Origin of the sequence: Bradyrhizobium sp. 192 (assembly GCF_023100965.1) — a bacterium.
GTDB classification, from domain to species: Bacteria; Pseudomonadota; Alphaproteobacteria; order Rhizobiales; family Xanthobacteraceae; genus Bradyrhizobium; species Bradyrhizobium symbiodeficiens.
Map to the genome: position 1 here is coordinate 7,569,453 of NZ_CP064690.1, position 26,425 is coordinate 7,595,877.

The window sequence follows — 26,425 nt, forward strand, 5'->3', positions numbered from 1 at the left end:
CACCACAACCACTCTCTGTGGCTATGGGTCCCGGGCTCGCGCTTCGCGCGCCCCGGGACGACAGTTAAGTGTGGCGCAGCAGATCGCGCAGCAACGAGGCGCTAGCCCGCCGCCTTCGCGTCCTTGATCGCCTTCCAGATCTTCTGCGGCGTCAGCGGCGTGTTCAACTGAGTGATGCCGAGCTCGGCGAGCGCGTCCATCACGCCGTTGGTGACGCAGGGCGGGCCGCCGATGGCGCCGGATTCACCGCAGCCTTTGGCGCCGAGCGGATTGGTGCGGCAGGGCGCGGAATCGTCGAGCGTGACCACAATCGGCGGCACGTCGTCGGCGCGCGGGATGCAATAATCCTGGTAGCTCGCGGTGAGGAGCTGGCCGTCGGCGTCATACGAAACGCCCTCATACAGCGCCTGGCCGATGCCTTGCGCGACGCCGCCATGGATCTGCCCGGTGACCAGCATCGGGTTCACGGCGACACCGACGTCGTCGACGGTGGTGTAACGCACCACCTTGGAGACGCCGGTCTCCGGGTCGATCTCGACCTCGCAGATATGCGTACCGTTCGGCCAGCTCGGACCATCGACCTCGCCCTCGGAATCGACGCTGAGCTTGGCGCCGCCTTCCTTCTCGGCGATGTCGAACAGGCTGATGCGGCGGTCAGTGCCGACCACGGTGAGCATGCCGCCCTGATATTCGATGTCCTCGATCGAGGTTTCCAGCGCGTTCGCCGCCTTCTCCCGCGCCTTCTGGATCAGATCGTTGGAGGAGACCGCCACGGCCGTGCCGCCGACGAACAGCGAGCGCGAGCCGACGCTGCCAAATCCCTGCGCGAGATCGGTGTCGCCCTGCACCACGTCGATCTTGTCCATGGCGATGCCGAGCGTGTCGGAGATCATCTGGGTGTAGGTGGTCTGCAGCCCCTGCCCCATCGCCATTGTGCCGGAATGCAGCACGACGCGCCCCTGCGAGGTCGCATGCAGGCTGACCTTCTCGGTGTGGGCGCGACCGCCGGTCCATTCGATGTAGGAGGTGAGGCCGCGGCCATAGAGCAGGCCCTTCTTCTTCGCGGCCTTCTTGCGCGCGGCAAAGCCGTCCCAGTCGGCGAGCTTCACGGCACGATCGAGCATGTGCGCGAACGCGCCGGAATCGTAGACCTGCCCCGCCGCGTTGGTGTAGGGCAGCTGCGCCGGCTTGATGTAATTGGCTTTGCGGATCGCGCGCGGATCCATGCCGATCTTTCGCGCGGCGGCGTCGAACAGGCGCTCGACGATGAACACCGCCTCGGGGCGACCGGCGCCGCGATAGGCGCCGACCGGCGCGGTGTGGGTCATTACCGACTTCACCTCGAAATGGACCAGCGGCAGATCGTAGACACCGGTCTGCACGAACGGCCCGAGCACGAGCGGGATGATGTTCGCGGCTCCCGAGGAATAGGCGCCGGTGCAGCCGATCGACTTGACGCGATAGGCCAGCACCTTGCCCTTCTCATCCAGCGCGAACGAGGCGGTCGAAGTGAGATCGCGGCCATGGGTGCCGCCGACGAATTCGTCGGTGCGGTCGCCGCGCCAGCGGATCTTCTTGTTCAGCTTGGTCGCGGCGTAGGCGACGATGCCGTCCTCGGGATAGAGATTGGTCTTCTGGCCGAAGCCGCCGCCGATATCGCCGACCAGCACGCGGACGCTGTCCTTGGGACGCTTGAGCACGGCTTCCGCGAGCACGTCGCGGGTGGAGGCCGGCGTCTGCGACTGCACGTGCAGCAGCAGGCGTCCGGTCTTCTTGTCGATCTCGGCAATGGTCGAGCGCGGCTCCATCGCGGAGGGCACGAGGCGCTGGCTGACGATGTCGAGTTCGACGGTGTGCGCGGCGTTGGCAAATGCCTCGTCGACCTTGGCAGCATCGCCGTAGGCCATCGCGCCGACGATGTTGTCGGGCGCCTCCGGCCACACCACGGGAGCACCCGGCTTGACGGCCTCGACCGGATCGACCACCGCCGGCTGAACGTCGTACTCGACCGCGATCGCTTCGGCCGCGCTCTGCGCCTCAGCGCGCGAGGCCGCCACCACCGCGGCCACGGCTTCGCCGGCGTAGCGCACGACCTCATGGGCGAGCAGCCGGCGCGGCGGCACCGTCATCGGCTTGCCGTCGGGGCGCTTGAAGATGCTCAAGGTCGGAATGGTGCCGACGTCGTCCTTGACGAGGTCGGCGCCGGTGTAGATCGCGGCAACGCCCGGCATCGATGCCGCGGCGCTGCTGTCGATCGAGACGATCTTGGCGTGGGCATGCGGCGAGCGCAGCACGTGCAACCACAGCGCGCCATCGGCCGGCTTGTCGTCGATGAATTGCCCCTTCCCGGTCAGCAGTCGCTGGTCTTCCAAACGCTTGACGGGCTGGCCCGCCCCGAAACGCAAATTGCCGGGAAGAATGTTCATTCCGTTATGTCCTCGAAATCCGCAAAACGACCGCGGCGGTTTTAACCGATTTTGCGGGCCAGACAACCGAGCCCCGGCACATCTGCAATGCGCGTCCGAGCCCCTTGCTGACGCGGATCGGGGGGCTAATCAGGATAAATCGCCATCGAGCTCTAGCGTGTTGTTTAGGCATGATCTTTTCGGAAAACCGCTGCACTTTCCCCGATCATGCTTTAGGACCTGTCGATATCGATGATGCCCACATTCACGTCACGGCTGTCCGAGCCGCGCTTGACCGTGAGCCGAACGGTCTTCCCGGCCCCAGCCTGCTCCAGCGCGTCGGTTAAATCGGAGAGGCGCCGCACCGGCTTGCCTTCGGCCGCGGTGATGATGTCCCCGACCGCGCCAGTCGTCGCGTTGACACCGCGAATCCCCGCCCGCTCGGCAGGGCTGCCAGGGGCCGTCCGCACCACGATCACTCCTTCGACCCCCAGCCGCGTGGAAACATCCTCGCCGGCCGCTACGATGCCGATTCCGGGCGTCGGCACGCGGCCGTTGCGGATGAGCTCGGGAACGATCCGGTTCACGACATCGACCGGCACCGCGAAGCCGATGCCGGCGTTCGAGCCGGACGGCGATATGATCGCGGTCGTGACGCCGATCAGACGGCCGGCGGAATCCAGCAAGGGCCCGCCTGAATTGCCCGGGTTGATCGCGGCATCGGTCTGGATGACGTTGGCAATCTCCCGGCCGCCATGGGTCGGAAGCCTGCGCTTGAGCGCGCTGATGATACCGCTGGTCATCGATTGATCCAGCCCGAAGGGGTTGCCGATCGCGAAGGCGGATTGCCCGACCTTGAGATCGCTCGAACTGCCGAGGGCGATCGGCGCTGGAAGCTCGCGCACGCTGCGGATCCGCAGCACCGCGAGATCGTAATTAGGAGCCGTGCCGACGAGGTCCACCTGTGCGACTTCTCCCGACGCAAAGCGCACCGCGATCTCGCTGCCATTGGCGACGACGTGATTGTTCGTCACGAGATGGCCCTCACGGTCCCAGACGAAGCCCGTGCCGGAGGCGCCGCCGCCCTGGCCTTCCTCGCCCATGAGAGGACTGGCTGCCGACCTGACCGCAACCTGGACGACCGAAGGCGATACGCGCTCGAAGATGTCGATGGTGGCCTTTTCACCATCCGACAGGGGCCCGCGCTGCTCGACGGCGCGTGCGGAGGGCGCCGCCCATGGGTTATACGAGATCGGGACATGCAGGATCTTCGCGGCAGTGACGGCGAGCAGCAGGCCGGCGAAGGCTGTCGCGGCAATCGCGTAGGGACGATTCATGGGTGATCACCGTGTCTTGTGCTGAATGCGAGCTATGAGATGCACATGCATGAGGTGACAGGACCTCGCTCACGCAGCAACGCGCAAACGAGCGGAAGTTTCCTGATCAGGCAGATAGGGAGCGGTCTGGCTTTTCGCAGGGGGTGTCCGACGACACATTGCCGCGTGGGGTCAGGCTATCCCAGCTCCCTAAGCGCCGCTTCCACGACCTTGCGCGCATCGGCCGTCAGTGCGGCCTGCGGCGGGACGGGGTCGCCGACGTCGTAGCCCTGGATCGCAAGCCCGGCCTTGATGCAAGCGGCGAGGTTAAAGCGGGCGAAGGCCTCGTTGATGCGCCACAGCCGGCGCTGGAGCGTCATCGCCTCGTCCCAGCGGCCGGCCTTGCAGAGGTCGTAGAGCGCGACGCTCTGGCGCGGGATGATGCAGGCCGGCCCGGCCATCCAGCCGAGCCCGCCGATCAGCATCACCGCGGCCGGGATGTGGGCGGAGGCCGAGAACACCCGCAAGGAGTCCCCGCAGCGGTTCATGATCGAGAGCAGCCGGCCGGTGTTGGTCGAGGCGTCCTTGATGTAGCCGATGCGTGGATGCTCGGCGAGCCGCGCGATGACGTCGAGGGTGAGATCGGAACGCTGGAATTGCGGGTTGGTGTAGATGACGACGGGGATGTCGACGGCATCCGCGATGGCGCGGAAATAGGATTCGATCTGGGCGTCGGCGAGCGGAAAATACGCCTCCAGGATCGCCAGGATGCCGTCGGCGCCGAGCTTCTGATAGGCTTTCGCCTGCGCCACCGCGTCCGCCGTCGAGGTCGAGGCGACGCCGGCCACCACGGGCACGCGGCCACTCGCGGCCTCGATCGTGGTCCGCACGATCGCGGTACGCTGTGCCGGATTGAGATAGGCGAACTCGCCGGTCGAGCCGAGCGGCGTCAGCCCGTGCACGCCGGCGTCGATCAGATCGTCGCAAAGCTTTGCGAGCACGCCGGTGCGCACCGTGCCGTCGGCATCGACGGGCGACACCAGATAGGGGAAGACACCGCGAAATTCCGACATGGCGGGCAAGATTCCCAGGGCATCGGGGCGCCGCAAGGCCCCGTTAATCGCTGCTAACATGCGAGGAAATCGTCGGCAAGCTCGCGCATTGACCACTCCTTAAGGACGTTGCGCGCCGGCCATCATGTCGCGCCCATCGCCTACCCTATGTTAGGGAGTGACGGCGATGGTGCCGGCATGCCTCTCACAATGCTGTCCAGGTATTTGCATCCCGATCCGCGCATCCGGCGCGAGCTCGTCGATCTCCTGTACACGTCGCTGCCGCAGGTGTCCGCCATCGGCGTCACCTCGGTGACGGGGGCCGTGGCGCTCGCCGTCATGAGCGGCGATATCGGCTATGCCGTGATCTCGGTCTTCATCTTCATCACGGCCGCGGCGCGCATCTATTCCCTGTTCCGCTACAGGTCGCGCGCGGCGCAATTCTCCGATGCCGACGTGATCCGTTGGGAACGGCTTTACGGGGCCGGCGCATCCGCCTTCGGCCTTGCGCTCGGCATACTCTCCTATCGCGCGCTCGAGATCGACGACGACCCCGGCGCCTGGATCGCTTTCGGGCTCTCGATGTCGTTCTGCGTCGGCATGGTTTCGCGCGCGGCGATCCGTCCCTGGATCATCCTCATCACGGCGGCCATCCTCCTGATGCCGACGATCGTCGGCGGCCTGCTGCGGCCCGAATTCGCCTACAAGATCGGCGCGATCATGCTGGTGTTCTTCTGGCTGACCCTGCGCGAGGCCTCCAAGCATCTCAGCGCCGCCTTCGTGGAGCGCCTCGAAGCCAAGCACCGGCTGGCGCGGCAGGCCACCCACGACTTCCTCACGGGACTGCCGAACCGCGCCGCGTTCTTCCAGGCGCTGGCGGAGACACGGGACGACTTCGCCATCGTCGCCATCGATCTCGACGGCTTCAAGCCGGTCAACGACCGTCACGGCCATCAAGCCGGCGACGACCTGCTGCGTCAGGTTGCGGAGCGGCTGTCGCTCTGCGTCGGCAGCGCCGGCATCGCCGCCCGCTTCGGCGGCGACGAGTTCCTGATGCTCAAGCCGGTTGCGGCAGGCGACGACGGCCGCGAGGAAGCGCTCGCGCTCGCGCGCCAGGCCATTCGCGATCTCTCGATGCCGTTCCTGCTGACGGACGTTCCGGTCCGCATCGCGGCGAGTGCCGGCATTCTCGTCAGCACCGGCCCTGTGACCGCAGCAAAGGCCTCGCAGTTGCTGGATCGTGTCGACCGCGCCCTCTACGTCGCCAAGCGCAGTGGAGGCGGACGCTGGACCTGGTCGGACCAGGACGTCGTCGTCGAACGTGCTGCAGGCCCTCGCTGAAGGCCATAGGGGCGCAATTTTGGGATTGCTACACGTTCCCGTGAGGCGCTCCCAATCACATGCTCGTCGGCCCTGGTCTTGACGAGGTCTCTCTTGTCCTGACCACCCGGCCAGTTTCGCGATTCGCCGCGACATCCCAGATTGGGAGCAGCTACCAGGAGCCTCAACGGTTTACAGGAGCCTTGCATGACCGCCCCAACTCCCCTGTCCTCACTGTCGTCAGCCCTCGCGGATGTGGTGGCGCGCACCGCGCCTGCCGTCGTCTCGGTGCACTCGCATCGTTCCCGCGCCACCGGCTTCGTCTGGAAAGGCGGCCTGATCGTCACTGCGGACGAGGCGCTGGCCGACGAGGGCGAGGTCGAGATCGGCCTGCCCGACGGCAGCCGCGCGGCCGCCACGATCGCCGGCCGCGACCACACCACCGATATCGCGCTGCTGCGCGCCGAAATCGCGACGGCACCGCTCAAGCTCACTGCCACGGTCCCACCACTCGGTGCGTTGGCGATCGTGGTCGCAACCAGCCGCGAGACGCCGAGTGCGGCACTCGGGATGGTGTCGGCGTCCGGCAACGGCTGGCGCTCCTTGCGCGGCGGCGAGATCGATGCGCGGATCGAGCTCGACGTCCGCCTGCGCGAAAGCCAACAAGGCGGCGTTGCGCTCGATGCGTCGGGCGAAGCCTTCGGCATGGCCGTGCTCGGACCTCGGCGCGTGCTGGTTATCCCGACCGCGACGATCGAGCGCGTCGCGGCGCAGCTGGAGGTGCGCGGGCGCATCGCGCGCGGCTATCTCGGCCTCGGGCTGCAGCCGGTCCGGCTCGACGACGGCGTCGGCGCGATGGTGATGAATGTCGACAAGGCCGGACCTTCGGCCGCCGCGGGCATCCGCCAGGGCGACGTGATCGTCGCGGTCAACGACCAGAAGCTGTCAGGCGTGCGGGCGCTGTCGCGGACGCTGGGTCCTTCCAGCGTCGGCGCGGTGGTCGATGTCGCCGCGCGTCGCGGCGGTGAGCCGGTCAGCTTCAAGGTCACGGTCGGCGAGAGGCCGGAGGCGTGAGCGAGGACAACGCGCCGGAGATCGTGCTCGCTCTGGAGATCGACGACCCCGCGCTCGCCGGTCGCCTCGAGGCCTTGCTCGCCGGCGTCGCCGGGATTCGCCTCGCCGCGCCGGGCGAGAGCGCCGCGGCGACCATCGTCGCCCGCGATCCACGCGTCATGCCCGACGACATCGCGTTGACGCAGCGCGAGCTCGACGTTCTGGCGCTGATGGCCGAAGGCGCCTCCAACAAGATGATTGCGCGCCAGCTCGGCATCTCCGTGCACACCGTGAAATTCCATGTCGGCTCGCTGCTCGACAAGCTGGATGCCACCGGCCGCACCGATGCGGTCGCGCATGCGGCGCGCCGCGGCGTGATCGAGCTCTGAGCGGCGACGCGCCGCTCTCTCCGCGTCATTGCGGACGTGATCCGGCCTCTCCCCGCTCTTCTTGCGGGGAGAGGTAAGCACTCACACCCGCTTGCCGTTGTTCTTCTCCGCCGCCCGGCGCAGCGCTTCGGCGAGCGCGCCGCCACCGCCGGAGGATTCCTGCTTGCGCGGGGCCGAGGAGGTCATGCGGGCGGGATTGCGCGAGCTGTTATCGCGCTGCATGCCGGGGGCGTCCTTCTTGGCGCCGACCTCGTCGTCGAGGCGCAAGGTCAGCGAGATGCGCTTGCGGGCGACCTCGAAGTCCAGCACCTTGACCTTGACGATGTCGCCGGGCTTCACCACTTCGCGCGGATCCTTGATGTAGGTCTTCGACATCGCGGAGATGTGCACGAGGCCGTCCTGGTGCACGCCGATGTCGACGAAGGCGCCGAAGGCGGCGACGTTGGTCACGGTGCCCTCGAGGATCATGCCCTTCTTGAGATGCTTGATCTCCTCGACGCCCTCCATGAACACGGCGGCCTTGAAGGCCGGACGCGGGTCGCGGCCGGGCTTCTCCAATTCCTTCAAAATGTCGGTGACGGTCGGCAGACCGAAGGTCTCGTCGACGAAATCCTTCGGCTTCAAGGTGCGCACGATCTCGCTGGAGCCGATCAGCGCCTTGATGTCGCTCTTGGTGGCGCTGAGGATCCGGCGCACCACCGGATAAGCTTCCGGATGCACGCCGGACGCGTCGAGCGGATCCTCGCCGCCGAGGATGCGCAGGAAGCCGGCGCACTGCTCGAACGCCTTCGGCCCGAGCCGCGGCACGTCTTTCAGCGCCTTGCGCGACTTGAACGGGCCGTTGGCGTCACGGTGCGCCACGATGCTCTGGGCGAGGCCCGAGCCGACACCCGACACGCGGGCCAGCAGCGGCGCGGACGCGGTATTGACGTCGACGCCCACCGCGTTCACGCAATCCTCGACGACGGCATCCAGCGACTTTGCGAGCTTGGCCTGGCCGAGATCGTGCTGATACTGGCCGACGCCGATCGCCTTGGGCTCGATCTTGACGAGCTCGGCGAGCGGATCCTGCAGACGCCGCGCGATCGAGACCGCGCCGCGCAGGGTGACGTCGAGACCGGGCAATTCCTCCGAGGCGAAAGCCGAGGCCGAATAGACCGATGCGCCAGCTTCCGACACCACGATCTTGCTCATCTTCAGCTCGGCCAGACCCTTGACGAGATCGCCTGCGAGCTTGTCGGTCTCGCGCGAGGCGGTGCCGTTGCCGATCGCGATCAGCTCGACTTTGTGCTTCATCGCGAGCCGGCCGAGCGTTGCGAGCGACTCGTTCCACTGCCGCTGCGGCTCGTGCGGATAGATCACGGCGGTATCGACCACCTTGCCGGTCGCATCGGTGACGGCGACCTTGACGCCGGTGCGGTAGCCGGGATCGAGACCCATGGTGACGCGGGTGCCGGCCGGCGCGGCCAGCAGCAGGTCGCGCAAATTGGAGGCGAACACGCGCACGGCCTCGGTCTCGGCGGCGTTCCACAGCCGCATGCGCAAATCGATGTTGAGATGCACCTGGATCTTGGTGCGCCAGGCCCAGCGCACGGTGTCGACCAGCCAGCGGTCGCCGGCGCGCTTGAGGTCGGTGATGCCGAACCGTTTCATGATCTTCAGTTCGTAGGCGCTCGGCACGCCCGGCGGCGGCGCCTCGGCTTCGGCCTGGATTTGCAGGTCCAGGATCTCCTCCTTCTCGCCGCGGAACATCGCGAGGATGCGGTGCGAGGGCAGCTTGGTCAGCGGCTCGGAGAAGTCGAAATAGTCGGCGAACTTCTCGCCCTCGGTCTTCTTGCCGTCGCGCACCTTGGAGGCCATGCGCGCATTGGTCCACATCTCCTCGCGAAGCGCGCCGATCAGATCGGCGTCCTCGTCGAAACGCTCGACCAGGATGGCGCGGGCGCCGTCGAGTGCGGCTGCGGCGTCCGCAACGCCCTTCTCGCCGTTGACGAAGGCTTCGGCCACGATCTTCGGATCATTCGTGGGCTCCGCCATCAGCTGGTTGGCGAGCGGCTCGAGGCCTGCTTCCTTGGCGATCTCCGCCTTGGTGCGGCGCTTCGGCTTGAACGGCAGATAGATGTCTTCGAGGCGAGCCTTGCTGTCGGCGGCGAGAATGGAGGCTTCGAGCGCGGCATCGAGCTTGCCCTGCTCGCGGACCGATTCGAGGATGGCCTTGCGGCGGTCCTCGAGCTCGCGCAGGTAACCCAGGCGCTCCTCCAGGGTGCGCAATTGCGCGTCGTCGAGCGCACCGGTCGCTTCCTTGCGGTAGCGGGCGATGAAGGGAACCGTGGCGCCGCCGTCGAGCAGCGTCACCGTCGCCTCGACCTGCTCGGGGCGAACCCCAAGCTCCTGCGCAATTTTCTGGTTGATATTTGCCACGCGAATTCCTCTATCCAAGCACGCAACGCGGCGGCGAACCACCGGCCACGGGACGCCGCTTATGGACCAACCGGGGTTGATTCATCAAGGTACCGCGGAAGACCGTCGACAGGGGATTTTTTGTCGAACCGATGCGATCTCGCCACATTCGTGGGGGACGTGCTGACGTGTGCGGCAGACACGGGTGCCGTAGGGTGGACAAAGGCGCGAAGCGCAGTGCCCACCGAATTCAATTTGCGGCACGAGATGCGCGGGCACGCTTGCGCTTTGCCCACCCTACGATGTCGGAGGTTGTGACTCGCAGACATGCCTTCTCCTCCTCGCGGCGCTTCCGCCCGAGTTTTGCTGATCACTTCGCACCCTCTCAATGAAAGGGCGCAGGGAAGGCCGGGTGCCGGCTGGCACCCGCAAGACCCCCGTGCGAACACATTGCACACGCAATGCACGAGGGAGACACAGGGCAGCCGATCATCCGGCCTTCCCTGCGCGATGTTTGACGGCGTATGGCGCGCTCTCCCCGGAGACGAGTGTCCTGTTTGCCTCCGTCACCTCGCGAATTGACGGCGCGCGTCGCCCGGTCGGGCTCCGTGCACCTCCGCAAGGCTTGGCTGTGGCAACGACAGCCAGGACCACGCGATTTGACCGTACGCTTCAGCGCCGTTCGTCCGCACACGGCCGGATCTCACGGGGTCTCCCGCCCTGCTCCGCCTCTCGTGCACGACGCTGCCGCGTCCACCGCTCCCCGATCCGCGGCTCGTGACGACGTACGACCGCCCCTTTCGCCGGATCAGGATGGCCGACACATACGCCGAAACCGAATTTCGGTAAAGTGGAATATTTTTAGAGGCGCGGCTTGACACGACGGCGAAACAGGGCGTCGACGATGCGCTGTCATTCCGGGGCTCGCCCCTTGGCGAGAGCCCGGAATCCAATTAACCGCATACACGCTGCACGATGGGTTCCGGGCTCGCGCTTCGCGCGCCCCGGAACGACGCGGAGTGTTGCCCTTGACAGACGCCTCAATTCTACGCCTGTTTGATCCCGCCGGGACCACGAACTCCGAGGACCAGTCATGCCCACTGCATCGGTTGGCGTCTTCAAGATCGCCACCAAGGGCCCCGGCGACGTTTCCGGCCTCATGGCCATGATCGTTTCAGGCGCGATCGACCCGACCTCGATCTTGGCGGTTCTCGGCAAGACCGAGGGCAATGGCGGCGTCAACGACTTCACGCGGGAGTACGCGGTGGCCGCGCTGTGCACGGCGCTGGCGCCGCAGCTCGGCCTTGCCCCGCAGGAGGTCGAGCAGCGCATCGCCTTCGTGATGTCAGGCGGCACTGAGGGCGTGCTCAGCCCGCATATCACGGTGTTCACGCGCAGCGAAGTCGCGCAACGGCCCGCCGGCATCTCCGGCAAGCGCCTGAGCATCGGCATGGCTCAGACCCGCGATTTCCTGCCCGAGGAGCTTGGCCGTTCGGCGCAGATCGCCGAAACCGCCAAGGCCGTGAAGGCCGCGATGGCGGATGCCGGCATCGCCGATCCCACTGACGTCCATTTCGTGCAGATCAAGTGCCCGCTGCTCACCAGCGAGCGCGTCGAGGCGGCGGCCGCGCGCGGCAACAAGACCACGACGATCAGCTCGTACAGTTCGATGGCCTATTCGCGCGGCGCCTCCGCGCTCGGGGTTGCGGTCGCGCTCGGCGAGGTCACATCCGACATTCGCGATGACGACGTGCTGCGGCGCTACGATCTGTTCTCGAAGGTCGCCTCGACCTCGTCCGGAATCGAGCTGATGCATAACGTTGTCATCGTGCTCGGCAATTCGGGCACTTCAGCCAGCGAGTTCGAGATCGGGCATGCCGTGATGAACGATGCGATCGATGCGCCCGCGGTGGTATCTGCGTTGCAGAGCGTCGGGCTCGAGGTTGGCCTTGAGGTCGGCCTTGGGGTCGCGCCGCGGGCCAAAGCAGGCCGCGAGCTCGTCAACATCTTCGCCAAGGCCGAGGCTTCGCCCGATGGCAGCGTGCGCGGCTTCCGTCACACCATGCTGGAAGATACCGACATCAGCTCGACACGCCATGCCCGCGCGGCCGTCGGCGGCTTGATCGCAGGCCTTGCCGGCACCGGGGTGGTCTATGTCTCCGGCGGCGCCGAGCATCAGGGGCCGGCCGGCGGCGGGCCGGTTGCGGCGATCGCGCGCATGTTCTAATGACCCCGACCTGTCCGCCCGGCGCAACCCTGCCCCTCGTGCCGGCTCAGTTGATTCACGCGGTCCCTTGCTAAAAGGGTGACGCCGCACCTTGAGGAGATCAGGACTTCATGACCTTGCCGATGAGCTGGACTGAATGGGCGCAGCACGATGGCGTCGCGCTGGCGGGGCGTGTCCGCAAGGGCGAGCTGACGGCGAAGGAGCTCGCGCGCCAGGCTGCCGCGGGTGTCGCCAAGGTCAATCCGGCACTGTCCGGCGTGGTCGAGCTGTTCGAGGACGTGATCGCCGATCCCGCCAAGGACGGCGCCAATCTGGCAGGTCCGTTCGCCGGCCTGCCATTCCTGATGAAGGACCTCGGGCCGACCATGAAGGGCCGGCTGCAGGAAATGGGCTCGCTCTTGATGCGTGGCAATCGCGCCGCGGCCGATACGTTCCTCACCGGCAAATTCCGCCAGGCCGGCCTGAATCTGATCGGACGCACCACCACACCCGAATTCGGCGTGTGCTCGTCGGCCGACAATCCCGCCGTCTACGTCACCCGCAATCCCTGGAATACCGATTATACCACTTGCGGCTCGTCGGCTGGCAGCGCCGCCATGGTTGCCGCCGGCGTGGTGCCGATCGCACATTCCACCGACGGCGGCGGCTCGATCCGCATTCCCGCCGGTGTCAACGGCAATATCGGTCTGAAGGTCTCGCGCGGCGTGTTCTCGCTGGCGCCGCACATGTCCGACCTCACCGGCCTCGTCTCGATCCAGGGCTGCCAGTCGCGCTCGGTGCGCGACACCGCGGCCTTCGTCGATCACGCCCGCGGACCAGCGCCCGGCGAGTTCATGCCGTTCTGGACCACGGCGCAGCCTTATTCGGAGATGATCAAGCGCGATCCGGGCAAGCTGCGCATCGGGCTGTCGCACAGCTGGGGCGACTACACCGCGACGCCCGAGCTCGCAGCCGAACTGGAGAAGACCGGCCGCTTCCTCGAAGGCCTCGGCCACCACGTCGACTACGCGCTGCCCGAGCTGGACTTCCGCGCCGCGTTCGAGGCGCAGACGATGTGCTACATCTCGAATTTCGCGGTGGTGATTTCCAACATGCTGGCCGCGCGCGGGCTGGAAAAGCCGCCGGAAGATCTGATCGAGCCGATGAACATCCGGATCTGGGAAGCCGGCCGGCACACCAGCTTCGCCGAGCGGGCGAAGATGCAAGGCGTGTTCAACACGACCTCGCGCGGCTTCGGCGCCTTCTTCGAGCAATGGGACGTGATCCTGACGCCGATCACCGCGCTGCCGACCCCGAAGGTCGGCACCAGGGAATACCTGACCATCTCCGACAATCCTGATGTGCTCGACTGGTTCGGCAATCTATGGCGCTTCTTCGCTTTCACGCCGCTGGCCAATCTCTGCGGCATGCCCGCGATCTCGATGCCGATGGCCACCCAAGACCACGGCCTGCCGCTCGGCATCCAGGCGATCGCCAAGCAGGCCGGTGACGGCCTGTTGCTGCAGCTCGCCGCCCAGATCGAGCGAGCGCTCGACGGCAAGTGGAACGGCGGCAGGAAGCCGAAGGTGCATGTGAGCTGAGGTGCAGCTCTTCGTTTCGAAGACCACACCTGCGGCCTTCCTTCGAGACGCCCGCCGATGGCGGGCCCTCAGGATCAATTCTTAACCGCCGGGATCTCCTCCGCCACCGGCTGCTGCTGGCCCTGCCGGAACATCGCCAGGGCCTTGTCGAGCGCTTCGCGCAGCGCAAGCGCTGCGGCCACGCTGCAACGCAGGTGCGCGGTCTGGATCACGTCGACCCTGACGGCCGCGCCGACCGGCATCAGCAAATTCGCGGCGAGCTCGATCTGGATCGCGCCGTTGTGATGGCCGAAGCAGGACGCGCCGTCGAAATAGATGATCGGCGCCCGCTCCGAGCTGGAGCTCGAAATGGTGACGGGCCCCTGATTGTTGGCGGGCGTTTCGGGGTCGGCCATGGGCACTCCTTGGGGCTGGTCGGCGAACGAAGCGCTCACCATCGGTGCTTCGGCCTGCCCTGTCGAGGCCAAACCGGCCCGCGCGGGTCGATCCGGGTTTTGCGCGGCGCCCGACACTGGTCTAGAACGTCCCCATGAGCGCCATACCGACCACGCTTCCGTTCGAGGAACTCGCCGAAGCCATCAAGGGCCGCCGTTCCGACTACGGCCATATCAGCGGGCTGCAGCTCGACCGTTTCGCACCTCGCGAGGCCTGGTCCAGCCTGCCCTATCGTCCCGTCTTCGTCGGCGACACCGAAACGGGCGTGCTGCATGGCGGCGTCGTCACGGCGATGCTGGACGAGAGCTGCGGCATGGCGGTGCAGCTTGCGCTCGACGGCACGAGCGCGATCGCAACTCTCGATTTGCGCATCGACTATCAGAAACCGGCCACGCCCGGTCTCGACATCAAGGCGCATTCGGTCTGCTACCGCACCACGCGCTCGATCGCCTTCGTGCGCTCGACGGCCTACCAGGAGTCCGAGGACGATCCGGTCGCGACCGCGACCGCCTGCTTCATGATCGGCGCCAACCGCACCAACATGCTTGCCGACCGCAGGATGGACTTGCGCAGCATCCCGACGCTGGAGGCGCCGGCCGATCCGGACGGTCCGTTCGCGAACAGCCCGTTCGCGCGCGCCCTCGGCATTCGCGTCAACGACGACGGCACGCTGACGATGCCGTTCTCGCCGCAGATCATCGGCAATCCGATCCTGCCCGCGATCCATGGCGGCATGACCGGCGCCTTCCTCGAGACCACTGCGATCTTCGGCGTGAGGCGCGAGCTCGGCATCGCCGCGCTGCCCAAGCCGATCGGCCTCACCATCAACTATCTTCGCTCCGGCCGCGCGCTCGACACCTTCGCCAACGTCTCGATCGTGAAGCAGGGCCGGCGCATCGTCGCCTTCGAGGCGCGCGCCTGGCAGGACGATGCGGACAAGCCGATCGCCACCGCCTTCGGTCATTTCATGCTGCGCCCGACGCCCGGACGCGACGAGGAATAGGCGCATTTTGACTTGACGGCCGCAGTTCCGGCCACAACGATGGTACGTCCCCGCGCGAGGTATTGGATTGCGGCATCCGCTCGACATCATCGCCATGTTCGCCGCACTCTGGCTGCTGGCCTCGATGATGCTCGACGCGTTGACGCCGAAGGAACTGACCGCGATCATGATCGGCGTGGCGATCGGGCCTGCGATGGTCATCACGGCCGTATTCTACTACCTGCGCTGCCCGCGAACGGACTTCGCGGTGATGTTCGCAGCACTCTGGCTGATCTCGGACATCGCGATCGCCTTCGTCTCGCCGACGCAGTTGCCGCATTTCCTGATCGTGCTCGGCTTCGTGCCGGCACTGATGATCGGCAGCGTGCTGCACTGGCAACGCTTCCAGCGCCGCCACGAGCAACTGCCCGCGCCTTTGGTGAAGCGGGGCTAGCGCGGCAAGAGATTCGTCTTGGCGAGGTCGAGCACCTCGTCGCCGCGGCCGTTCATCACCGCGCGCAGCACCCAGAGGCTGAAGCCCTTGATCTGCTCGGGCGTGATGGTCGGCGGCATCGACAGCTCCTGCTTGGCGGTGACGACATCGAGCAGCGCCGGCCCGTCATGGGCGAGCATCTCCTTGACGGCACCGGGCAGCTCGCCGGGGTCCTCGACGCGCTTGGCAAAGATGCCCATCGCGCGTGCCATCGCTGCGAAATCGGGGTTCTCCAGGTCGACATTGGTGTCGACGAAGCCTGCCGCCTTCATCTCCAGCGCAACGAAGCCGAGCACGCCGTTGTTGAAGATCACGACCTTCACCGGCAGCTTCATCTGCGTCAGCGTGATCAGATCGCCCATCATCATGGTGAAGCCGCCATCGCCGGAGAGCGAGATCACCTGGCGGCCGGGCTGGGCGGCCTGCGCGCCGATCGCCTGCGGCATCGCGTTCGCCATCGAGCCGTGCACGAAGGAGCCGATCAGCCGGCGGCGGCCGTTCATGTCGAGATAGCGCGCGGCCCACACCGTGGGCGTGCCGACATCGGCGGTGAAGACCGCGTCGTCGGACGCATGGTCGCTGATGACCTTGGCGAGATATTGCGGATGGATCGGCTTGCTGCCGGGCGTGCCCCTGGCGAGCGAATCCAGGCCCTCGCGCGCCTTCTTGTAGTGCGCGACGGAATCGTCGAGATGCTTGCGTTGCGTCTTTGCTTTCAGCAGCGGCAGCAGCGCCTCGATGGTCAGCTTGACGTCGCCGACGAGGCCGAGATCGATCTTGCAGCGCCGTCCCAGATTCTCGGGACGAATGTCGATCTGCGCGACCTTCGCATCGGTGGGGAAGAACTGCTTGTAGGGGAAATCAGTCCCGAGCATCACCAGCGCGTCGCAGGCATGCATGGCCGCGTAGCCCGAGGAGAAGCCGATGAAGCCGGTCATGCCGACGTCGTAGGGGTTGTCGTATTCGACATGCTCCTTGCCGCCGAGCGCATGCACGATCGGGCTCTTCAGCGCTTCCGCCAGCTGCATCAGGGGCGCATGCGCGCCGGCGCAGCCGCGACCGCAGAACAGGGTGACGCGCTCGGCGCCGTTGAGGAGATCCGCCAGCGCCTGCAGCTCATCCGTCTGCGGCACCACCTTCGGCGCCGCCACGCTGAGGCCGCGCGTGGTCGACAGCGCCCGCTTGGGCGGACTGCGGAAGGCGACGTCGCCGGGCATGGCGACGACGGCGACGCCGCGCAGGCCGACCGCCGCGCGGATCGCGTTCTCCAGCACGAAGGGAAGCTGGCTCTGGTCGGAGACCAACTCGCAATAATGGCTGCATTCGCGGAACAGGTTCTGCGGATGGGTCTCCTGGAAATAGCCGCCGCCGATCTCGGACGAAGGTATCTGCGCGGCGATCGCCAATACGGGAACGCGGCTGCGATGCGCATCGAACAGGCCGTTGATCAGATGCAGATTGCCGGGACCGCAGGAGCCCGCGCACACCGCGAGGCTTCCGGTCATCTCGGCTTCGCCGGCGGCGGCGAAGGCGGCGACCTCCTCGTGGCGGACATGGATCCATTCGATGGTGCCGCGGCGGCGCAGTGATTCGGTCAGGGCGTTCAGGCTGTCGCCGACGATGCCGTAGATGCGCTTGACGCCGGCCTGTTCGAGCGTTGCCACGAACAGATCGGCCACGTTGTTGATCGCCATGTCGGTCTCCTGATGTCGCCAGTCACACTACGCGATACATCACAACAGCATCGCGGCAATATGAGGCACAATAGGCTATGACAGGATCACGGCTAGTTTATTGTCCGTCAGTCTTTCTGAATTGCCCGATCGTAAGCCGCGATGGTCGCCTTGGCGCGCGCGGCGACATCGGCTGCGCTCATGCCGGGCTTGTAGAGGCTGGAGCCGAGCCCGAAGGCTGTGACGCCGCCCTTGATGTATTCGGCAAAATTCTGATCGGAGACGCCGCCGACGGCCGCGATCATCACACCCGGCGGCAGCACGGCGCGAATCGCGGCGATGCCGGACGCACCCAACACGCTGGCCGGAAAGAACTTCAGGCCCGATGCGCCCGAGCGCGCGGCGAGCAGCGCCTCGGTCGGCGAGAACACGCCGGGCAGCGTGACCATGGCGTATTGATGCGCGCGCACCAGCACCTGCGTGTCCACGTTCGGCGAGACCATCAGCCTGCCGCCGACGTCGTTGAGACGATCGACATCCGCGGTGGCCAGCACCGTACCGGCGCCGATCAGCACGTCCGGAGGTGCCTGCTTCACCGCCGTTGCGATGGAGCGGAACGGATCGGGCGAATTCAGGGGAATCTCGATCGCGGTCATGCCGGCTTCGATCAGCACGCCGACGATCGCCTCGGTCTCCTCGGGCTTGACGCCGCGCAGGATCGCAACCAGCGGCCGCTTCATCGGCGGAAAGGGAATGCTCATCTCAAAGATCCTTTGATTTCGTCCAGATCGCGGCAGCCGCCATCGAGAGGCCGCGGCGAACGGCTTCATCCGCATCGACCGGATGAGCGTTGACCGACAGCGCCTCGAAGGCCAGCCGGTACAGCACCGCAAGCCGCCCCGCGGCAATCAACCTGACACCGGCTTGCGGCACGGAGCCGGAGAGCCCTGCCGCCAGCTCGACGCCGATCAACGTGCCCGACAGCGTCTCGCGCGCCGCAGCCGGGGTGCCGCCGAACAGCAGCTGGCGCGACCGCGCGCCGAACAAATGATTGGCAACGAAGGCCGGCGCGTCATGGGCGACTTTCACCGCCGCCTTGAAGCTCGCGATATCCTCGGCCTCGTCCGCACCCGCGACCGCGAGCGACAGGATGGTTTCGCGCGAGATGACGCTGAACAGCTCGCCGGTCATGAAGGTGGAGAAGCGTTCGACGATTCCGTCCTTCACCCGCACCCATTTCGAATGCGTGCCGGGCATGCAGACCAGCGCCTCGCCGGCGGCCTCGAGGCCGAGCGCGCCGAGCAGCTGCGTTTCCTCGCCGCGCATGACGTCGGGCGCGCTTACGTCGCGCTGCGCGATGCCCGGCAGGATGCGGATGTCGCGCGCTTCGCCGGGGACCCGCACGGCCCGGTTCAGGATTGCCGCGAGCCGTGCCGGCGTGTCGACATAGCCGGCCTCGACCCAGCCGGTTTTGGCGCCGGCCATGCCGCAGACCAGAACCGGCAGATGATCCGGCGCTTCGACCGCCGCGAGATGCGATTGCAGCACGGCCGGAAAGCCGGCCTTGGCGGCCGCCAGCATGCCCTCGCCGCTGCGGCGTTCGGCCAGCACCTGGCCGGCACGATCGACCAGCCACAGCCGGAAACTGCTGGTGCCCCAGTCCACCGCGACATAAGCGGGTTCGGTCATTCTGTCCTCGTCTCACGGCCGGGACGCCGTCTCGCGACAATGAGACGGCCTCTCGCAGGTCTGTGCCGAGATACCGGCTATTGCACGGGCAAACCAGCCCTTTCTCTGCAATTCGACGCTCCGCTGCACTGGCACAGCGCTTGCTGAACCGTCCCCGCTCAACTCCGTCAACGCGCGACAAGACGCGTCAACATCAGATGAGGAAACCCATGGAGATCGGCTATTTCACGATGCCTTCGCATCCGCCGGAGTGCGGCCTGAAGGAAGGACACGATTGGGACCTGCAGGTCCTGCGCTGGCTCGACGAACTCGGCTATCAGGAGGCGTGGATCGGCGAGCACCATACCGCACCCTGGGAACCCAATCCCACGCCGGACCTGCTGATCGCGCAGGCACTGATGCAGACCAAGAAGCTCCGCATCGGGCCGGGCGGATTCCTGCTGCCCTATCATCACCCGGCCGAGCTCGCCAACCGGGTCGCGATGCTCGACCATCTCTCCGAGGGCCGGCTCAATTTCGGCGTCGCCGCATCCGGCCTGCCGAGCGACTGGGCGATGTTCAACGTCGACGGCATGAGCGGGCAGAACCGCGACATGACCCGCGAGGCGCTCGAGATCATCCTGAAGATGTGGAGCGATCCCGCGCCCTGGACCTACAAGGGCAAGTTCTGGACGGTGACCAAGCCGGACACGATGTTCGACTTCCTCAAGCCGCACATCAAGCCGTTGCAGACGCCGCATCCGCCGATCGGCGTCGCCGGGCTTTCCAAGAACTCGGACACGCTGAAGCTTGCCGGCGAGCGCGGCTTCATTCCGATGAGCCTCAACCTCAACCCGGCCTATGTCGGCAGCCACTGGGACTCGGTCGAGATCGGGGCGGCCAAGACCGGGCGCAAGCCGAACCGTGCCGATTGGCGCCTCGTGCGCGAGGTGTTCGTCGCCGACACCGACGAGGAGGCCTGGAAACTCTCGACCGGCGATATGATGGGCCGGATGATGGGAGAGTACTTCCTGCCGCTGCTCGGCCATTTCGGCTTCAAGGACTATCTGAAGCACGCGCCCGACGTGCCCGATAGCGACGTCACCGTCGAATATTGCGCCAAGCGGAACTGGATCGTCGGCTCGCCGGCGACGGTCGCCGAGAAGATCGAAAAGATCTACGGCGAGGTCGGCGGCTTCGGCGTGCTCTGCGTGTTCGGCTTCGACTACAAGCACAAACCGGAAGCGTGGCACCACTCGCTCTCGCTGCTCAAGAACGAGGTGATGCCGCGCCTGAAGCATCTCGGCTCCGCGAAGAAGGCGGCTTGACGATCAGCGGGTGCGGCGCGATCGTGCCACACCCGCTTCTATTTTCGGAGATTTCCGCGTGACGGTCGACGCCAGTCCTCTCGACGCAAAGGATTTCAAGCAGGCGATGCGCCAATGTGCCGGAGCCGTGGCGCTGGTCACGGTCGGTGCCGAGCACGGCAAGCGCACGGGATTGACGGTGACATCGGCCTGCTCGCTGTCGGATAGCCCGCCCTCGCTGATCGTCTGCGTCAACCGCAACGCCAGCGCGCACGCGCGCATCCGCGAGGAAGGCGCCTTCGCGATCAACTTCTTGCACGAGGACCACGCGGCGCTGGCGCTGACCTTCAGCGGCCAGAAAGGCGTCAACGGCGACGACCGCTTTGCGTTCGGACAGTGGACGCGTGGGGCCACGGGTGCGCCGGTGCTGACGGACGCGATCGCCGCATTCGACTGCGTGCTGGCGCAGGAATTCGAGACGACGACGCATTCGATCTTCGTCGGGGAGGTGCGCGGCGTGTCGCACGGCGCGGAAGCGACCCCGCTGATCTATCTCCGCAGCAGCTTCCACACGCCGCGCGAGATGCGCGGCACCGTCACGGTTGGCGATCTCGACTCGCGGCATCTGAGCTGGAGCGATTTTTCGTAAAGGCGGCGACTTTGTAAGGTGGGCAAAGGCGCACTTGCGCCGTGCCCACGATCTCTCTCGATGGCAAACAATGCGTGGGCACGCTTCCGCCTTCGCTCTTTGAGCTACGGCGGACAAGTCCCTTTGCCTACCCTACGATATCAGCGGTCGCGGCAGAGACCTCTAACCTCACTTGCCGCATGCCATCGACACTACTGCGCCGTCTCGATCTTCAGCTGCTTGATCTTCCGATACAGCGTCGCGCGGCCAAGCTTCAGCGCGCGGGCTGCCTCGGTGACGCGGCCGCCGTGCTTGCGCAAAGCTTCCACGATCGTGGCACGCTCGGCCGCTTCGAGATCAGGCTCTGCTCTCCCGCCGAACGGCGGCAGATCGAGATCGGCATCGGTGATCACCCCATGCTCCGCGGTGCAGCCGGCGAGCCGCAGCACGTGGCGGAGCTGGCGCATATTGCCGGGATAGGAATAGGCGGAGAGCTGCGACCACGCTTCGTCCGAGACGCGGCAATTCGGCGCCTCCTCGCGCGCGATCTGGCGGATGACGTCGTCGCGGTCGGCGCGTTCGCGCAGGGCGGGCAGCCGCACCTCCAGGCCGCGCAGGCGGAAATAGAGATCGGCGCGGAATGCGCCTTCTTCGGCCATGCGACCGAGATCGCGGTGGGTGGCGCTGATCAGGCGGATATCGACGGCGACAGGCTTGAGCGCGCCGAGCGGCCAGACCTCGCGGTTTTCCAGCACCCGCAACAGCCGCGTCTGCAGCGCGATCGGCATGTCGCCGATCTCGTCGAGGAACAGCGTGCCGCCGTCGGCCTGCACGATCAGCCCCTTCGAGCCGTCGCGCCGCGCGCCGGTGAAAGCGCCGGCCTCGTAGCCGAACAGTTCGGCGTCGATCAGGCTCTCCGGCATCGCCGCGCAGTTCAGCGCGACATAATTGCTGCGCGCCCGGCCGCTCGCAGCGTGAATGGCGCGCGCGAACAAATCCTTGCCGACGCCGGTTTCGCCGCACAGCAGCACCGGCAGATTGTGGTCGCCGATGCTGCGGAGCCGTTTGACGCTTCTGATCAGCCCGGGATCGCGGCCGGCGAGCCGATGCAGCGCGTCAAAACGGTCGACAGGCGCGTCGCGGCGCGGTGCAAGTGGGCGCGTAGAGGATCTCGCCCGCAGCGGCGGCGCGACATGACCCTGGCCCAGCGCGGTGCCGTCGGCGCGGCGCAGCTCGACAAGCTCGTCCGCGCCGCGGCCTGCATGATGATCGAACTTGACGTAGCGCGACAGATCGATGCCGGATGCGATCAAGCCGTCGGTGAGACCCAGCAGTGCGCGCGCCGAACGGCAGGCGCCGACGATGCGGCGATCGTCGTCATAGGCGAGCAGACCGCTGCCGCCGTCATCAGGCACGGTCGCGATCCAGGCGTTGCGGAAATGACCGCGGAAGATCGCGCCCTCCATCCGGCGGGTCGCCTCCATCGTCACCGCGAGCGCGAGCTGATGCGCGGCGCGCTCGAGATCCTCTCGGCAAGAGGTGATGTTCACGGCACCGGCGAGGCGACCGGCCTGGTCGAACAGCGGCACCACGGCACAGGAGAACATGTGCCACTGCGCGCGAAAATGCTCGTCACGATGCACCAGGATCGGCTTCTGCTCGGCGAGCGCCGTGCCGAGCCCGTTGGTGCCCTCGAAAGCCTCGGCGAAGTTCGAGCCGGTGTAGATCTTCCAGTCCATGAACTGTCTTGCGTCGGCCTCGCCCGGCAGACGGCTGAACAGCATGGTCGCGTTCACATCAGCCAGATTGACGCAGTAACCAGCGTCGCGCAGCACGCGGGCGAGATCGTCGAGATCGGGTGTGACGAGCCGGATCGTCTCCTCCATAGGCTCGGCGACGTGACGGATCTCGGCTTCGGTCAGCGTCTGCGGCGGGCCCTGGCGGGCCGGGTCGAGCTTGTGGCTGATGACGCAGCGCCGCCAGGAATTGGCGATGCGCGACGAGGCGTCAACGTCGGCCACATGATGGGCGACGGACAAGACCCGGGCGACATGGTTCGAGGCCGAAAGGCTGGCCATCGCGGACGTCTCCACCCTGTATTATTGTGCAAAGTCTGGCACTACGGATGGGGATGTCAATCGGGAACCGGGAACGGCGGCTATTGCTGCACCGCCCTCACCACGTATCGATGCAAGGCCGCTTCTTCCCTGCCCTCGCCGGCGGCTTCGGCACCGACCTAAGCCCCGCCATGATCCAGCGCCGCGTCTCGGCGGGGTCGATGACGTTGTCGATCTCGAACACCGAGGCGATCGAGACGGCCTTGCCGTTGGCATAGAGCTCGGCGACCTTGTTGCGGTAATATGTCTCGCGCTCCTCGAGATCGGCGATCGCCTCCATCTCCTTGCGGAAGCCGAGCCGGACGTAGCCCTCCAGCCCCATGCCGCCGAACTCGCCGGTCGGCCAGGCCGCCGTGAAGAACGAGGCGTGGAAGCCGCCGCCGATCATCGACTGTGCGCCCAAGCCATAACCCTTGCGCAGCACGATGCCGAACAGCGGCACGGTGAGGCTCGCACCGGTGACGAACATGCGCGAAACATGGCGCACGATCGCGGTCTTCTCGGCTTCGGGACCGACCATGAAGCCGGGCGTGTCGCACAGCGAGACGATCGGCAGGTCGAAGGCGTCGCAGAGCTGCAGGAAGCGCGCCGCCTTGTCGCCGGCGTCGGCATCGATGGCGCCGCCGAGATGGCGCGGATTGTTGGCGATCAGGCCGAACGGTCTGCCCTCGATGCGGATCAGGGCGGTGATCATGCCGACGCCGTAGTCGCGGCGCAGCTCCAGCACGCTGCCCTTGTCGGCGACGAGATCGATCACGCTGCGGATATCGTAGACGCGCAGGCGGTTCTCGGGGATGGCCCGGCGCAGCAGGCGCTGATCGGCGGCCTGCCACTCCGACACCACGCCCTGGAAATAGGACAGGTATTTTTGCGCGACCCTCGTTGCCTCCTCCTCGTCCTCGACCAGGATGTCGATGACGCCGTTCGGCGACTGGAACGAGACAGGGCCGACCTCGGCCGGATGATAGACGCCGAGCCCGCCGCCCTCGATCATGGCGGGGCCGCCCATGCCGATCGAGGCGTTCTTGGTCGCGATGATGACGTCGCAGCAGCCGAGCATCGCGGCGTTGCCGGCAAAGCAATAGCCGGAGACGACGCCGATCACCGGCACGAGGCCGGAGAGCCTTGCGAACTGCACGAAGGAGGGGCCGTCGAGACCGGTCATGCCGAGCCGGTCGGTGTCGCCGGGCCGGCCGCCGCCGCCCTCGGCGTAGAACACCAGCGGCACGCGCCAGTCTTCCGCCAAGGTCAGCATGCGGTCGATCTTCTTGTGGTTCATGTGGCCCTGCGTGCCCGCGAGCACGGTGTAGTCGTAGGCCACGACGATGCAACGCGCGCCCTCGGGTCCGAACTTGTCGCCATTGACGGTGGCGACGCCCATCACGAGGCCGTCGGCCGGCGTGTTCTTGATGAGATCGTCGAGCTTGCGGCGGCGGCGCTGCGCTGCGATCGCAAGGCTGCCATACTCCATGAACGAGCCGTCGTCGACGAGCTGGGCGACGTTCTCACGCGCGGTGCGCTGGTTGGTGTTGCGGCGGCGCTCGACCGAGGCCGGACGGTTCGCATCCTGCGTATTGGCCTGACGGGCGATCAGTTCGGCCAGATCGGGACGGATGTGATCGAGGTCGATATCGGCCTCGGCCGTCGCGCTGTCAGCCGCAACGTCGAGTGGCTCCAGATAGAGGATCGCCTCGCCATGCATCAGCGTGGCGCCGTCGCTGGCGGCGAGCTTCATGACGCGGCCGCCCTGCTCAGCCATGACCAGATGCTCCATCTTCATGGACTCGATCACGGCGAGCTGCTGGCCGGGGCGCACGATCTCGCCCTCCTTCACCTGAATGGTGACGATGGTGCCTTGCAACGGTGCTGCGACCATCACCGTGCCTTCAGGCACCACTTGCGCGACATGCGTCTCGACACCGTGCGCGCCGCCTCGCTCGGACGGGGCGAAGTAGAGCGGCTTTGCCGCACCCTCGGCCGCCTCGACCAGCTTGGCGATGTTGCGATCGATGAAATCGGTCGCGATACGGTTGGTCCTGAAATCGGGATGCGCCAGCACCGCCTGGAGGAAGGCGATATTGGTGACCACGCCGTCGATCCGGAATTCGCGCAGGGCGCGCGAAGCTTTTGCAACGACGTCATGCCAGGCTTCACCCGGCGTATGCACGATGACTTTTGCAAGCAGCGAGTCGAAGGCCGCACTGGTCTTGTAGCCGGCGTAGCCAAAACTATCGACGCGCACGCCGGGTCCCGACGGCGGCTCGAACAATGCGAGCACGCCGCCGGTCGGATGCGTCGCGCCCGTTGCGTCCAGCGTCTCCATGTTGACGCGAAGCTGCATGGCGTAGCCGCGTGGCTTCGGGATCGATCCCTGCGCCAGGCCGAGTGAAGCTAGCGTCGCGCCCGATGCGACCGCGAGCTGGGCGCGGACGAGATCGAGCCCGAGCACCTCTTCGGTGACGGTGTGCTCGACCTGGAGCCGCGGATTGGCTTCGATGAAGGCAAAACTGTCCTCGGCGGTGCCGTCGACCAGGAACTCGAAGGTGCCGAGATTGTCGTAGGCAGCGGCCGTCGCAAGCTGCTTCGCCGCCTCGATGATGCGGCCGCGCAAGGGATCACTCAGCGACGGGCTGGGCGCCACCTCGATCAGCTTCTGGTGCCGGCGCTGGATGGTGCATTCGCGCTCCCAGAGGTGGGAGATCGCGCCATGACGGTCGCCGATGATCTGCACCTCGATATGACGCGCCTGCCGGATCAGCCGCTCAGCATAGACGCCGTCGAAGCCGAACGCCGCCTTGGCCTCCGACTGGCAGCGTGCATAGGCTTCGGCAAGATCGCCTGCGTTCTCCACCACGCGCATGCCGCGCCCGCCGCCGCCGGCCATGGCCTTGATCACGATCGCCGCATTATTGCCGAGCGAAGCGAAGAACGCCGCGATCTCCTCCAGCGAGGACGGCCCGCTGGTGCCGGCGATGATCGGCACGCCGCAACGTTTTGCCAATTGCCGGGCCGCGACCTTGTCGCCGAATAGTTCGAGCGCCGCCGGCTTCGGCCCAACGAAGGTGAGGCCCGCATCGGCGCAGGCTTTTGCGAACGCCGCGTTCTCGCTGAGGAAGCCGTAGCCGGGATGCACGGCATCGCAGCCGACGCTCGTCGCCGCCGTCACCACCGCCTCGATATCGAGATAGGCCCGGGCGCCGCGGCCGGGGATTTCGACGGCCTCGTCGGCCACCCGCACGTGCAGCGACAGCGCATCATCGGCGGGATGGATCGCAACGGTCGCGATGCCGGCATCGGCCGCCGCGCGCGCGATGCGGATGGCGATCTCGCCGCGATTGGCGATCAGCAGCTTCTTGAACGACATGCAGCGGTCTCCGTGC

Annotated in this window: 19 protein-coding genes; 9 read left to right on the plus strand and 10 right to left on the minus strand. The window is 66.6% G+C overall.

The window, feature by feature from the left end; translation table 11 throughout:
- Nucleotides 1-101 precede the first annotated feature (101 nt).
- From IVB24_RS35485 to IVB24_RS35495, 3 genes are all read right to left on the minus strand, one after another.
- Nucleotides 102-2,426 (minus strand): xanthine dehydrogenase family protein molybdopterin-binding subunit, encoded by a 2,325-nt coding sequence (locus IVB24_RS35485; RefSeq protein WP_247771277.1) that lies wholly within the window; start codon nt 2,424-2,426, stop codon nt 102-104.
- A gap of 212 nt (nt 2,427-2,638) precedes the next feature.
- Complete coding sequence (locus tag IVB24_RS35490) at nt 2,639-3,742, minus strand: trypsin-like peptidase domain-containing protein (RefSeq protein WP_140483094.1); 1,104 nt, start codon at nt 3,740-3,742, stop codon at nt 2,639-2,641.
- 176 nt (nt 3,743-3,918) lie between these two features.
- Complete coding sequence (locus IVB24_RS35495) at nt 3,919-4,794, minus strand: dihydrodipicolinate synthase family protein (RefSeq protein ID WP_247771280.1); 876 nt, start codon at nt 4,792-4,794, stop codon at nt 3,919-3,921.
- A gap of 177 nt (nt 4,795-4,971) precedes the next feature.
- On the opposite strand from IVB24_RS35495, the gene IVB24_RS35500 reads away from it, so the two are divergent.
- From IVB24_RS35500 to IVB24_RS35510, 3 genes are all read left to right on the plus strand, one after another.
- Nucleotides 4,972-6,114, plus strand: coding sequence for a diguanylate cyclase (locus IVB24_RS35500; RefSeq protein ID WP_247771288.1), 1,143 nt, complete (start codon nt 4,972-4,974; stop codon nt 6,112-6,114).
- A 186-nt stretch (nt 6,115-6,300) separates the two neighbouring features.
- Nucleotides 6,301-7,167: a S1C family serine protease gene (locus IVB24_RS35505; RefSeq protein WP_247771290.1), complete on the plus strand. Its 867-nt coding sequence runs from the start codon at nt 6,301-6,303 to the stop codon at nt 7,165-7,167.
- Entirely contained in the window at nt 7,164-7,535 is a 372-nt protein-coding gene (locus IVB24_RS35510; protein WP_247771293.1) for a LuxR C-terminal-related transcriptional regulator, read from the plus strand. The genes IVB24_RS35505 and IVB24_RS35510 overlap by 4 nt, the downstream gene beginning before the upstream one ends.
- An 81-nt stretch (nt 7,536-7,616) precedes the next feature.
- Here the strand turns inward: IVB24_RS35510 and IVB24_RS35515 are convergent, their stop codons facing one another.
- On the minus strand, nt 7,617-9,956 hold the full coding sequence (locus IVB24_RS35515) for a Tex family protein (RefSeq protein WP_247771296.1): 2,340 nt from the start codon (nt 9,954-9,956) through the stop codon (nt 7,617-7,619).
- Nucleotides 9,957-11,028: 1,072 nt separating this feature from the next.
- Here IVB24_RS35515 and IVB24_RS35520 point away from each other — a divergent pair.
- A complete protein-coding gene (locus IVB24_RS35520; protein WP_247771299.1) occupies nt 11,029-12,162 on the plus strand; it encodes a ring-opening amidohydrolase in 1,134 nt (377 codons plus the stop codon).
- 110 nt (nt 12,163-12,272) lie between these two features.
- Nucleotides 12,273-13,742 carry an amidase gene (locus IVB24_RS35525; protein WP_247771302.1) on the plus strand — a complete coding sequence of 490 codons (1,470 nt, stop codon included), beginning with the start codon at nt 12,273-12,275 and terminating at the stop codon, nt 13,740-13,742.
- 74 nt (nt 13,743-13,816) lie between these two features.
- On the opposite strand, the gene IVB24_RS35530 is transcribed toward IVB24_RS35525, so the two are convergent.
- Entirely contained in the window at nt 13,817-14,137 is a 321-nt protein-coding gene (locus IVB24_RS35530; RefSeq protein WP_162407039.1) for a hypothetical protein, read from the minus strand.
- A 134-nt stretch (nt 14,138-14,271) separates the two neighbouring features.
- Here IVB24_RS35530 and IVB24_RS35535 point away from each other — a divergent pair, with 134 nt between their 5' ends.
- Complete coding sequence (locus IVB24_RS35535) at nt 14,272-15,180, plus strand: PaaI family thioesterase (protein WP_247771305.1); 909 nt, start codon at nt 14,272-14,274, stop codon at nt 15,178-15,180.
- Nucleotides 15,181-15,247: 67 nt separating this feature from the next.
- The gene (locus IVB24_RS35540) at nt 15,248-15,613 is read left to right on the plus strand and encodes a hypothetical protein (RefSeq protein ID WP_162308375.1); all 366 of its coding nucleotides are present in this window, start codon (nt 15,248-15,250) and stop codon (nt 15,611-15,613) included.
- Here IVB24_RS35540 and poxB read toward each other — a convergent pair.
- The 3 genes from poxB to IVB24_RS35555 form a co-directional block, all read right to left on the minus strand.
- Entirely contained in the window at nt 15,610-17,346 is a 1,737-nt protein-coding gene (gene poxB / locus IVB24_RS35545) for a ubiquinone-dependent pyruvate dehydrogenase (protein WP_247771311.1), read from the minus strand. The two genes, IVB24_RS35540 and poxB, sit on opposite strands and share 4 nt — an antisense overlap.
- Before the next feature lie 107 nt (nt 17,347-17,453).
- On the minus strand, nt 17,454-18,086 hold the full coding sequence (locus IVB24_RS35550; protein ID WP_247771314.1) for a 2-dehydro-3-deoxy-6-phosphogalactonate aldolase: 633 nt from the start codon (nt 18,084-18,086) through the stop codon (nt 17,454-17,456).
- Between the two features lies 1 nt (nt 18,087).
- Complete coding sequence (locus IVB24_RS35555; RefSeq protein WP_166467032.1) at nt 18,088-19,014, minus strand: 2-dehydro-3-deoxygalactonokinase; 927 nt, start codon at nt 19,012-19,014, stop codon at nt 18,088-18,090.
- 209 nt (nt 19,015-19,223) lie between these two features.
- On the opposite strand from IVB24_RS35555, the gene IVB24_RS35560 reads away from it, so the two are divergent.
- Nucleotides 19,224-20,321 carry an LLM class flavin-dependent oxidoreductase gene (locus IVB24_RS35560; protein WP_247771317.1) on the plus strand — a complete coding sequence of 366 codons (1,098 nt, stop codon included), beginning with the start codon at nt 19,224-19,226 and terminating at the stop codon, nt 20,319-20,321.
- Between the two features lie 58 nt (nt 20,322-20,379).
- Complete coding sequence (locus IVB24_RS35565; RefSeq protein ID WP_247771320.1) at nt 20,380-20,949, plus strand: flavin reductase family protein; 570 nt, start codon at nt 20,380-20,382, stop codon at nt 20,947-20,949.
- Between the two features lie 191 nt (nt 20,950-21,140).
- Here IVB24_RS35565 and IVB24_RS35570 read toward each other — a convergent pair whose 3' ends face one another.
- On the minus strand, nt 21,141-23,006 hold the full coding sequence (locus IVB24_RS35570; RefSeq protein WP_247771323.1) for a sigma-54-dependent Fis family transcriptional regulator: 1,866 nt from the start codon (nt 23,004-23,006) through the stop codon (nt 21,141-21,143).
- A gap of 97 nt (nt 23,007-23,103) precedes the next feature.
- Nucleotides 23,104-26,409, minus strand: coding sequence for a carboxyl transferase domain-containing protein (locus IVB24_RS35575; RefSeq protein WP_247771326.1), 3,306 nt, complete (start codon nt 26,407-26,409; stop codon nt 23,104-23,106).
- Nucleotides 26,410-26,425: the final 16 nt, after the last annotated feature.

Bases quoted from the DNA above. Each gene is read 5' to 3' on its own strand.
- IVB24_RS35485 (WP_247771277.1), bottom strand. From the start codon at position 2,426: ATGAACATTCTTCCCGGCAATTTGCGTTTCGGGGCGGGCCAGCCCGTC.
- IVB24_RS35490 (WP_140483094.1), bottom strand. From the start codon at position 3,742: ATGAATCGTCCCTACGCGATTGCCGCGACAGCCTTCGCCGGCCTGCTG.
- IVB24_RS35495 (WP_247771280.1), bottom strand. From the start codon at position 4,794: ATGTCGGAATTTCGCGGTGTCTTCCCCTATCTGGTGTCGCCCGTCGAT.
- IVB24_RS35500 (WP_247771288.1), top strand. From the start codon at position 4,972: ATGCCTCTCACAATGCTGTCCAGGTATTTGCATCCCGATCCGCGCATC.
- IVB24_RS35505 (WP_247771290.1), top strand. From the start codon at position 6,301: ATGACCGCCCCAACTCCCCTGTCCTCACTGTCGTCAGCCCTCGCGGAT.
- IVB24_RS35520 (WP_247771299.1), top strand. From the start codon at position 11,029: ATGCCCACTGCATCGGTTGGCGTCTTCAAGATCGCCACCAAGGGCCCC.
- IVB24_RS35525 (WP_247771302.1), top strand. From the start codon at position 12,273: ATGACCTTGCCGATGAGCTGGACTGAATGGGCGCAGCACGATGGCGTC.
- IVB24_RS35530 (WP_162407039.1), bottom strand. From the start codon at position 14,137: ATGGCCGACCCCGAAACGCCCGCCAACAATCAGGGGCCCGTCACCATT.
- IVB24_RS35535 (WP_247771305.1), top strand. From the start codon at position 14,272: ATGAGCGCCATACCGACCACGCTTCCGTTCGAGGAACTCGCCGAAGCC.
- poxB (WP_247771311.1), bottom strand. From the start codon at position 17,346: ATGGCGATCAACAACGTGGCCGATCTGTTCGTGGCAACGCTCGAACAG.
- IVB24_RS35550 (WP_247771314.1), bottom strand. From the start codon at position 18,086: ATGAGCATTCCCTTTCCGCCGATGAAGCGGCCGCTGGTTGCGATCCTG.
- IVB24_RS35555 (WP_166467032.1), bottom strand. From the start codon at position 19,014: ATGACCGAACCCGCTTATGTCGCGGTGGACTGGGGCACCAGCAGTTTC.
- IVB24_RS35560 (WP_247771317.1), top strand. From the start codon at position 19,224: ATGGAGATCGGCTATTTCACGATGCCTTCGCATCCGCCGGAGTGCGGC.
- IVB24_RS35570 (WP_247771323.1), bottom strand. From the start codon at position 23,006: ATGGCCAGCCTTTCGGCCTCGAACCATGTCGCCCGGGTCTTGTCCGTC.
- IVB24_RS35575 (WP_247771326.1), bottom strand. From the start codon at position 26,409: ATGTCGTTCAAGAAGCTGCTGATCGCCAATCGCGGCGAGATCGCCATC.